At 53.1% G+C, this 9,385-nt stretch carries 10 protein-coding genes, 1 tRNA gene and 1 pseudogene; 10 read left to right on the forward strand and 2 right to left on the reverse strand.

Annotated features, from left to right (window positions below; translation table 11 throughout):
- From ACRCWW_RS02005 to ACRCWW_RS02045, 9 genes and pseudogenes are all read left to right on the forward strand, one after another.
- Nucleotides 1-1,860 (forward strand): Ig-like domain-containing protein (locus ACRCWW_RS02005; RefSeq protein WP_438680900.1); only part of this gene is annotated, 1,860 nt, incomplete at its 5' end.
- A 213-nt stretch (nt 1,861-2,073) separates the two neighbouring features.
- A complete protein-coding gene (locus ACRCWW_RS02010) occupies nt 2,074-2,325 on the forward strand; it encodes a hypothetical protein (RefSeq protein ID WP_438680901.1) in 252 nt (83 codons plus the stop codon).
- A 298-nt stretch (nt 2,326-2,623) separates the two neighbouring features.
- The gene (locus ACRCWW_RS02015) at nt 2,624-3,016 is read left to right on the forward strand and encodes a hypothetical protein (RefSeq protein WP_438680902.1); all 393 of its coding nucleotides are present in this window, start codon (nt 2,624-2,626) and stop codon (nt 3,014-3,016) included.
- A 39-nt stretch (nt 3,017-3,055) separates the two neighbouring features.
- Nucleotides 3,056-3,413 (forward strand): annotated as a pseudogene (locus ACRCWW_RS02020) (copper resistance protein).
- Between the two features lie 47 nt (nt 3,414-3,460).
- Nucleotides 3,461-5,476, forward strand: coding sequence for a protein-disulfide reductase DsbD family protein (locus ACRCWW_RS02025; protein WP_438680903.1), 2,016 nt, complete (start codon nt 3,461-3,463; stop codon nt 5,474-5,476).
- A complete protein-coding gene (locus ACRCWW_RS02030) occupies nt 5,476-6,060 on the forward strand; it encodes a DsbA family protein (RefSeq protein WP_438680904.1) in 585 nt (194 codons plus the stop codon). The genes ACRCWW_RS02025 and ACRCWW_RS02030 overlap by 1 nt, the downstream gene beginning before the upstream one ends.
- The gene (locus ACRCWW_RS02035; RefSeq protein ID WP_438680905.1) at nt 6,050-6,553 is read left to right on the forward strand and encodes a protein disulfide oxidoreductase; all 504 of its coding nucleotides are present in this window, start codon (nt 6,050-6,052) and stop codon (nt 6,551-6,553) included. Before ACRCWW_RS02030 ends, ACRCWW_RS02035 begins: the two co-directional genes overlap by 11 nt.
- 258 nt (nt 6,554-6,811) lie before the next feature.
- Nucleotides 6,812-7,153, forward strand: coding sequence for a SymE family type I addiction module toxin (locus ACRCWW_RS02040; protein ID WP_438680906.1), 342 nt, complete (start codon nt 6,812-6,814; stop codon nt 7,151-7,153).
- Nucleotides 7,154-7,470: 317 nt separating this feature from the next.
- Nucleotides 7,471-7,770 (forward strand): DUF1889 family protein, encoded by a 300-nt coding sequence (locus ACRCWW_RS02045; protein ID WP_438680907.1) that lies wholly within the window; start codon nt 7,471-7,473, stop codon nt 7,768-7,770.
- A gap of 130 nt (nt 7,771-7,900) precedes the next feature.
- Here ACRCWW_RS02045 and ACRCWW_RS02050 read toward each other — a convergent pair.
- Nucleotides 7,901-7,976, reverse strand: a tRNA-Ile gene (locus ACRCWW_RS02050).
- Nucleotides 7,977-8,102: 126 nt separating this feature from the next.
- Here ACRCWW_RS02050 and mug point away from each other — a divergent pair.
- Nucleotides 8,103-8,609, forward strand: coding sequence for a G/U mismatch-specific DNA glycosylase (gene mug, locus ACRCWW_RS02055; RefSeq protein ID WP_438680908.1), 507 nt, complete (start codon nt 8,103-8,105; stop codon nt 8,607-8,609).
- A gap of 405 nt (nt 8,610-9,014) precedes the next feature.
- On the opposite strand, the gene ACRCWW_RS02060 is transcribed toward mug, so the two are convergent.
- Nucleotides 9,015-9,385: sigma-70 family RNA polymerase sigma factor (locus tag ACRCWW_RS02060; protein WP_438680909.1), on the reverse strand; the 371-nt coding region annotated here is incomplete at its 5' end.

Below are 9,385 nucleotides of genomic sequence, written 5' to 3' on the forward strand. Positions count from 1 at the left end.
GGTGAGCACAGCTTCAACGTGGTGGTGGTTGACGAGGCGGGCAACGAAAGTGCGCCAACAACGCCAATCGACTTCACTGTGGTGACCGAAGTTGCCACGATCACCATCGACAGCGTGGTGGATGATAAGGAAGCGGTGATCGGTGATATCGCCAATAACGGCGTGACCAACGATGACACCCCGACCCTGAACGGGACGGCGAATCCGAACGCGACGGTACACATCTACGACAATGGCACCGAAATCGGTACTGTGATCTCCGGCTCTGACGGCTCCTGGAGCTTCACCGCAGATTCTCTGGCGGACGGTGAGCACGACTTTACCGCGACGGTTGAACTGCCGAATAGCGGTGAAAGTGCACCGACGGACGCCTGGGTCATCAACGTGGATACCCTTGCACCGGATCCGATCGATGACATCACTTCCCCGGACAATCTGACCGTATACGATGATGTGCCGGAGATCACGGGTAACGTTGATAACGGTGGCTTGACCAATGATAACCATCCGGACTTCTCCGGCAAGGATCAGGTACCGGGTGACACCATCACCATTATCGACAACGGCGTTGAGCTGGGTAAAGCCGTAGTGAAAGATGACGGCACCTGGAGCTTCACGCCGACCGATGCCATGGCTGATGGCGAGCATGCGATCACCCTGGTAGTCAGCGACGAAGCAGGCAACAGCAGCGCACCGTCCGATCCGTTCAACTTCACGATTGATTCGCTGAAGCCTGATCCAGCCGATAATATTGTGATTATCGACGATCAGGGCGATAAGACGGGAACCGTGGTGCCTGATGGCGCAACTGACGACACGACGCCGACCATTGACGGTGACGCTGAGCCTGGTTCAAAGGTGATCATCATCGACAACGGTGAAGAAATTGCGACCGTAGATGTTGATGAGAACGGTGAGTGGAGCTACACGCCGGATGAACCGTTGGATGGCGGAGAGCATGAGATCGAAGTGGTTGTCGTGGATGAGGCTGGCAATGAGAGCGATCCGAGCGATCCGATTGTGTTCTCTATCGTTACCGAAGGCAGCGTTGATTTTGAAGACGAAGAGATCACTGAGCTGAAAGAAGGCGAAGCCGTCACCCTGGATTCAGGAATGACGATTACCAGCCTGGATAGCGGTCGTGATGCGGGCACCTATGTGAACGAAATCACCGATACCGGTATTTTCCTCTTCGGACCGAAAACGTTCGGTACTCAGGCGATGCAGCTGCTGGCTGAGTCTGAAACGAAGATTGAGTTCGGCGGTGAAACCAACGCGGTAAGCTTTGATGTGTCTGCCGTGTCGGGCACCGACAGCGTGGTACACTATTGGGATGCCGAGGGTAACGAGCTTTACAGTCAGCCGATTCCATCTGCGCCGGATAACAATGTGGCCACGGTTTCCTGGACTGCACCAGAAGGTGAATATATTTCCTATATCACCATTGATGTGGGCCAGGAACAGGGTAACTCGCTGATTCGTGTCGATAACTTCACATGGGGTGACACTCAGGTTGAGTCCGGCGTTGAAGCATCGCAGCCTGCGGTTCAGAGCACGGCCGACGATCATCACGATCTGGCGACACTCGACACTCATGAAGCAGGCGGTCAACTTGCAGTTTCTGCAGATGATGTGCTGAACGGTGCCCAGGAAAATCTGCTGATCGATGACGGTAAATCCCAGTTCTCCATCACCGGTGAAAACGGTGAGCAGGTTGAGCTGCAGGGTGTGACCGAAAGCAGCCTTGAGCAACACGGTTCTGTCACCAGTGGTGGCGTCTCCTACGACATCTACACCGTCGCAGGGAACGATACTGAGCTGCTGGTTCAGCACGGACTGGAACTGCATACCACAGCTTAATATTTCCCATCATTAAGTCTGTTTAAACCAATGCCGGCATTCGCCGGCATTTTTTTATCAGCAAAACAAAGTCCTGCGCTGTTACTACACGCTAATCACACAAATCTGATCTCCAGTTATTTCTGGTGAGTGAGAAATATCTGAAGGCTGCGATGATTCCAATGTGAAGTTTTCTAACCTGTCGACAATATAGGTTACCCTAAGGAGATTTTTATGGATATTTTAGATATTGGAACCTTAAGCAACTGTCATAAGTTGTTTCCTGAGTTAACGATATGGCAGCTTGAAATAACAGTCTTGTTTTCTTCCGGTCTGACGCAGAATGAAATCGCCAGAGCGAAAAATATCAGCCGGCAGGCTGTTTCTAAAGCGCTCAATGAAAGTAAAAAAAGATATCAATTAGAAAATATCGAAAGCATCAGAAGTGTCTTTATTGCCCGGCGGTTATCCTATGTCCCTGTTTGATTGACACTATCCAGCCCGGCTAGCGGCTATCCGGTTCTATTGATGTAGATCAATTGCAGGTTGACTGTTAATTAAATGAATCATTTTCGCCTTAAAATTCATCATGTTTAGAGACAGTGTGAAAGATTGAATTCAACTACTTAGCTGCGCTATGATGCCTTAACGCCGCAAATGGAAAGTTGAGGATTTGAGGCGAAAATGAAAGTCTGCGTCACTGTGCTGTACGTTTTACTACGCTTTATATGATGATGGTGAACATGGGAAATTAGCGTTAAGCTATTTTATTAGGGATGCGAATATGGAAGAGAAAATGGAACGATATTGTCATGTGAATATGGTTGCTGAATCTTTAGTGATGATTGAAGGTGTAATGAAACAGTGCTCTGAAACAAACTGCGATGATTTTATACAGATGATTGAAAAGCTTTGCAGGCTTAAAGAGATGCTTTCCGAAAATAACGCTATGGTGACGGCGTCGACAGATTGTCCTGTTTTTTCTTTGGCTATTGATATTGAGTCTAATATGTTTCAGCGTCTGGCGCTTCTGGAAGAAAATCATTATATCCTTAAGTCCATTGTTGCCGATATGCATGGCCTGACAACCAACCTGAATGAACGTGCTAACCGCTCACTGCGGAAAAAAATACGCCTGGTGCCTGATACAGACACTTCTTTACAGCACTTCTCCTGAGCCTTCGTTAAGATAAACCTCCCAGTTTCCGAGGCTTTTATGATCGCAAAACAACGCAAAGCTTTTCTGCTCGTTGCTCTGGCATGTCTGGTGGTGCTTGCCTGCACCGCCCAGCGCATGGCGGGGCTGCACGCGTTGGTCATGAATTCCCCTGCGTTAGCCCAGTCCGTACAGCAAACCGTCGACAGCGATGCACCCGTCACCCCTTGTGAACTCAGCGCCAAATCGCTGCTGGCTTCGCCGCCGGTGATGTTTGAAGGTGCGTTGTTTGCCGTCGCTTTGCTGATGGCTGTGCTTTCTGTTGTCCCCCAGCATTTCGAACGGCGCTGGCCGCCGCGCGACATCTCGCCCCCCCCGATTGCGAGTGCATCTGCGATTATGCGTCTTCCGTGAGTGAGTAATGCCTGTTAGTTCAGGTTAATTAATCACTTACGGAGAAAATTTATGCGTATTTTTTTCAGGCAGCTGATGCTCTGCCTGTTCTGGCTATGGCTGCCCGTCAGCCATGCTGCCGAAAGCGGCTGGCTGCGTGCCGCCGATAACGATCATGCCAGCGTCCGCCTTCGGGCAGAGGCTCAGCCTGATGGCGAGGCTCGCGTGTTGCTGGACGTCGCCCTGCAAAAAGGCTGGAAAACTTACTGGCGTTCACCGGGCGAGGGCGGCATCGCGCCTGCCATCAAATGGTCATCCCCGGTGGATATGGACTGGCGCTGGCCCACGCCACAGCGTTTTGACGTAGCCGGGATTTCGACTCAGGGTTATCACGGCAACGTCGCTTTTCCGATAACCCTGCGCGGTAATCTGCCGGAAAAACTGCAGGGCGTGCTGACGCTCTCGACGTGCAGCAACGTTTGCATCCTCACGGATTACCCGTTCACGCTGGATTTGAAGGCTCCTGCCGACAAAGATTTTGGCTATGACTTCACTCGCGCGATGGGCACGCTGCCGTTAAAAAGCGGGCTGACATCGCATACTGAAGCGGGCTATCAGACCGGAACTCTCACGGTTAAAGCCACTCGCGAAGCAGGCTGGCAGCAGCCGGAGCTGTTTATCGACACGCTGGCAGACACCGACTTCGGCAAACCAACTTACAAAATAAGCGGCGATACGCTGACCGCCACTGTGCCAGTGAGTGATGGCTGGGGCGAAACCGCGCCCGATCTACGTGGGAAAACGCTTTCCGTGGTGCTAAGTGACGAAGGGCAGGCGCAGGAAAGCCAGCTCACCGTAGGGCAAGCGGTGGCGAGTACAGATACCACGTCGCTGTGGTGGGTGCTGTTGATGGCGCTGGCGGGCGGTCTGATCCTCAACGTTATGCCGTGCGTATTGCCCGTGCTGGCGATGAAGCTCGGCAGCATAGTCCAGGTGCAATCTACAGATCGTCGCCACGTTCGCCAGCAGTTTGTGGCCTCCAGCTTCGGGATCGTCACCTCGTTCCTGGCGCTGGCGCTGATGATGACGCTGCTGCGGCTCAGCAATCAGGCGCTCGGCTGGGGTATTCAGTTCCAGAACCCGTGGTTTATCGCGGCGATGGCGCTGGTGATGGTGCTGTTCAGCGCCAGCCTGCTCGGCCTGTTTGAAATCCGCCTTTCTTCCGGCGTCTCGACGTTCCTCGCCACTCGCGGTGGCAATACCCTGAGCGGGCATTTCTGGCAGGGCGCGTTCGCCACGTTACTGGCAACGCCTTGCACCGCGCCATTTCTGGGTACGGCGGTTTCCGTCGCTCTGGTCGCGCCTCTTCCGCTGTTATGGGGCTTATTCTTCGCCATGGGGATTGGCATGAGCCTCCCGTGGATCTTCATCGCCATCTGGCCGGGGCTGGCGCTGAAAATGCCAAAACCAGGACGCTGGATGAACGTCGTCAGAGGCATCCTCGGGCTGATGATGCTCGGCTCCGCGCTGTGGCTGGGTAGCCTGCTGAAAACGCATATCGGCTTTATGCCAACGTTCGTCGTGCTGGCGCTGGTGGCCGCTATTCTGCTGGTTGCCATCACATGGCGCTGGGGCTGGCGTATCGCGGCGGGCAGCACGCTGGCGGCTGTTCTCGTCCTGGTCGCGACATTCCTGCTGATGCGCCCGGACAGCAAAGGCATCGTGGAAGATCGCGTGAACTGGCAGCCGCTGAGCGAACAGGCGATTACTGCCGCGCTGGCGGACAACAAACGCGTCTTTATCGATGTGACCGTCGACTGGTGCGTGACCTGCAAAGCCAATAAATACAACGTCCTGCTGCGCGAGGACGTGCAGGATGCACTGACCGCCCCGGATGTGGTCGCCCTTCGCGGTGACTGGAGCCGCCCATCGGACACGATCAGCCAGTTTCTTTGCTCTCGCCAAAGCGTGGCGGTGCCTTTCAATCAAATTTACGGGCCTGGACTGACGCAGGGCCGCGCATTGCCGCCGCTGCTCAGCACTGATGACGTGCTGCAACCCCTCAATCAGGCCAAAGGACAACACTAATGCGCATCATCACTCTGATTTTCTTATTTTGCCTTTCCACCTTCAGCATGGCCGCTGAGCCGCAGTTACAGGACTTGCTGTTCAACGACCCGAACACCCCGGCAATGGGCGCGGAAAAGCCGCGCCTGACGCTGGTGTCGTTCACGGATTACAACTGCCCGTACTGCAAACAGTTCGACCCGGAGCTGGAGAAAATCGTCCATAAATACCCGGACGTGCGGCTGGTGGTCAAACTGCTGCCGTTTCGCAGTGAAAGCTCTGCCGCGTCGGCAAGGATCGCGCTCACCGCATGGCGCGAACAGCCGGAGCAGTTCTGGGGGCTGCATCAGCGCCTGATGTCGAAAAAGGGCTATCACGATGACGCGTCGATCCTCGCCGCGCAGCAAAAGACTAATACCGCGAGCATCAAACCGGACGGGCAAAGCGGAGAAACGCTGCAAATGAACCTGATCCTCTCGCAGGTGCTGGGCGTGCAGGGCACACCCGCCACGCTGGTGGGCAAAACGATGGTGCCGGGAGCGATCCCTTATGACGAACTGGAGGCGCTGGTGAAAGAAGAACTGGCGAAAGCCGATGCGAGCTAAGCTGAAGCGCTGGCTGCGCGAAGGCATGGTACTGCTGCTGATCGCGGCGGCCGCCATGCTGGTGATGGATCAGTTTCGTAAACCGACGCTGCCGGTGACGTTTGTCAGTGCGCCATTGCAAACCATCGATGGTGAAACCGTCGCCCTGGCTGCAATGAGTCAGGAGCGTCCATTACTGGTGTACGTGTGGGCAACGTGGTGCGCGGTGTGTCGCTACACCACGCCAGCGGTGGCGGATATCGCGAAAGAGGGCGGCAACGTGATGAGCGTCGCCCTGCGATCCGGCGACGATGCCACGCTGACGCAATGGCTGGCACGCAAAAAGTACGCGCTACCCGTCGTCAACGATGAACAGGGCACACTCTCCCGACAGTGGCAAATCCAGGTCACGCCCACGCTGGTGGTGATTTCGAAAGGCGAAGTGAAATCCGTCACCACAGGCTTCACCAGCGGCTGGGGAATGAAGCTGCGGCTGTGGTGGGCGGGGGTCTAACACGAAGCCACCCGAAAGGGTGGCTTAAAACGGCAAACATTGCATAAATAAAAAATAATACTGAAGCCGCCTCGCATTTCCAGATATTCCCCGGAATTTAAACACTGTGAATTTATTCAGCAGAGTATAATTAGCCATCACAAAACAAAAAAAGGAAGTTACGGGAAAGAAGAAGTTAATTAATGAAAAGATCGCGACATGAAAGTGTTCAAAGCACCTCCATGCCGCTAACCACAAACAACTAGAGAGGAGTTGATTATGGCTGACAAAAATCATAAGCCAGAAGTGACTATTACCCAAACAGAACCAGCCGCTTTTACTGATATTTCAGGAAAGCACGATCCAGTACGCAAATATGACCGTTACGGCGTGCAGAACAAAGTCATCCACAGAAAGAAACCCGCCTCTGGAAACGGTATCTCCAAACCGTTGCGTCGGATGAGCGTCAGCTATGTCAGCATTCGCCATTACGACCGCAAAACAAACAGAACCAAATGCTACACCCGAAATGCCAGCCTGCGCCTGAATGGCCTCTGGATGGAAGAAGCTGGCTTCACATCCGGCACACCGCTGGATGTGCGCTACGACTCGCCCGACTGAAACGCCGTTAATGAAGGTGCTGAACAAAACAACGCAACTACCTGAGAAAGAACAGCAAGAGGTCATGGCGTTTTTGCAGGGCGTGGTGGCTAAGGTGGCGCTTGAGGGAGCTTGAGTCAGGTAAGTGATCCCGCCCGACACGGGCGGGGAACGGAACAGAGTAAGGGTAAACTTGCAGCTCAAAATCAGTCAGCCATACTTAGTTCACATTTAAGAGATTTAGTGTGAGTTAAGTGAACAAACGCTTTGATGTTTAAGTAAAAGTTGGGCGATATTATAACCTTGTACAGTGTCTGGATAATTTTAAGGATATGAATATGGCACCAGTAATTGATAAAGCATTAGACTTCATTAATGGTATGAATACTTCTCTTCCTGTCCCCCAGTCCATGGACGAAAGCACGACGAAAGGGATCTTAAAGTATCTGAAAGAGTTGGGAGAACCCGTTACTGCGGCAGATGTGATGGCCCGAGGTACCCAGGAGGGCTGGGATGACAGATTCACTCAAAAAGTGGCCGGTTGGGCGGAAAAAATTAACGCCGGTGAGCGTATGGTGATTAAAGATCCGGAGTACTTTTCTTCGTACATGAGAGAAGAGTTGCAGGCACTGGTCTGACTCAGCCATGTTCGGATAGAAATGTAAGGTGTTGACTGCCGCCACGCCATTTTTGCGACATAACGCGGTAGGAAAAACAAAAAAGCCACTCTGTCGAGTGGCTTAATTATATGATCTTAAAGCTAAAATTTGGTGGCCCCTGTTGGGTTTGAACCAACGACCAAGCGATTATGAGTCGCCTGCTCTAACCACTGAGCTAAGGGGCCGTGGCGGGGAATTATAAAGGAACTCCCGAAGTCAATCCAGTAAATGCGCTGCGGGTGCTGTTTTTATAAACAACGGCTTATCAATCTCTTATACTTTCCCACTCATTCCCTCAGTCGAGTCGTGTCATGGTCAAGGATATTCTTAAGCCCGGGTTGCGGGTGGTCTTCTGTGGTATCAATCCGGGTAAGTCTTCTGCGCATCTGGGGCTGCCTTTTGCCCATCCCGCGAATCGTTTCTGGAAAGTGCTGTATTTAGCCGGGTTTACCGACCGTCAGTTTAAACCTGAAGAAGCTGAGCAGATGCTGGATTACGGCTGTGGTGTCACCAAACTTGTTGAGCGACCAACGGTGCAGGCCAGCGAAGTGGCGTTTCACGAGTTGCGGGAAGGTGGCCGGGGGCTTATCACCAAAATGCAGGACTATCAGCCCATGGCGCTGGCCATTTTGGGGAAACAGGCGTTTGAGCAGGCATTCAGTCAGCGTGGCGCGCAGTGGGGCAAACAGGACGTTACGGTAGGAGAGACCGAGGTGTGGATCCTGCCCAACCCCAGCGGGTTGAGTCGTATCACGCTGGATAAACTGGTTGAGGCATACCGGGAATTAGATCAAGCGCTGGTGGCTCGCGGGCGTTAATCCTGCCAGCCACCTCGACGGGTTTTCCGTTCTTAGGACTGAGTGGCCTGTGAAATCATGATCCGGCCTAAGGTGCTTTCAATCCGGTAACACTGTGAGCCAAAATTTGTTCATTAAATACGTTTCCCTGAAAGTGTGTAGATAAAAAATAATTAGCAAGTCGGCATGCAGGAGACGATGCTTCTTTTGGTGCGAGAGCCAACGTCAGCCATCGCGCAGCCAGCATTTTTCGTGAGTATACGGTGAGTAGTCTTCATTCTGATAAGTGCAAAAACGAACACTAATAGCGGCAAATAGAGCAACGACGAAAACGGAGAGGGATGTTCTGGAATGGGGCCAGGGTGAGGAAATCAGGGGCAAAAAAAAGACCGCAGCAAGTGCGGTCTTTTCATCTGTAGCCAGTGATTAATCGTCGAGGAAGCTACGCAGCACTTCAGAACGGCTCGGGTGACGCAGTTTACGCAACGCCTTCGCTTCAATCTGACGGATACGTTCGCGGGTAACGTCGAACTGTTTACCCACTTCTTCCAGCGTGTGGTCGGTGTTCATGTCGATACCGAAACGCATACGCAGGACTTTCGCTTCACGCGCGGTCAGACCGGCCAGCACGTCGTGGGTTGCCGCACGCAGGCTTTCGGTGGTCGCAGAATCCAGCGGCAGCTCGAGGGTGGTATCCTCGATGAAATCGCCCAGATGTGAATCTTCATCGTCACCGATTGGGGTTTCCATGGAGATTGGCTCTTTGGCAATTTTCAGCACTTTGCGGATCTTGTCTT

This window comes from Scandinavium sp., from assembly GCF_051650185.1.
Taxonomy (GTDB): Bacteria; Pseudomonadota; Gammaproteobacteria; order Enterobacterales; family Enterobacteriaceae; genus Scandinavium.

Bases quoted from the DNA above. Each gene is read 5' to 3' on its own strand.
- ACRCWW_RS02010 (WP_438680901.1), top strand. From the start codon at position 2,074: ATGGATATTTTAGATATTGGAACCTTAAGCAACTGTCATAAGTTGTTT.
- ACRCWW_RS02015 (WP_438680902.1), top strand. From the start codon at position 2,624: ATGGAAGAGAAAATGGAACGATATTGTCATGTGAATATGGTTGCTGAA.
- ACRCWW_RS02025 (WP_438680903.1), top strand. From the start codon at position 3,461: ATGCGTATTTTTTTCAGGCAGCTGATGCTCTGCCTGTTCTGGCTATGG.
- ACRCWW_RS02030 (WP_438680904.1), top strand. From the start codon at position 5,476: ATGCGCATCATCACTCTGATTTTCTTATTTTGCCTTTCCACCTTCAGC.
- ACRCWW_RS02035 (WP_438680905.1), top strand. From the start codon at position 6,050: ATGCGAGCTAAGCTGAAGCGCTGGCTGCGCGAAGGCATGGTACTGCTG.
- ACRCWW_RS02040 (WP_438680906.1), top strand. From the start codon at position 6,812: ATGGCTGACAAAAATCATAAGCCAGAAGTGACTATTACCCAAACAGAA.
- ACRCWW_RS02045 (WP_438680907.1), top strand. From the start codon at position 7,471: ATGGCACCAGTAATTGATAAAGCATTAGACTTCATTAATGGTATGAAT.
- mug (WP_438680908.1), top strand. From the start codon at position 8,103: ATGGTCAAGGATATTCTTAAGCCCGGGTTGCGGGTGGTCTTCTGTGGT.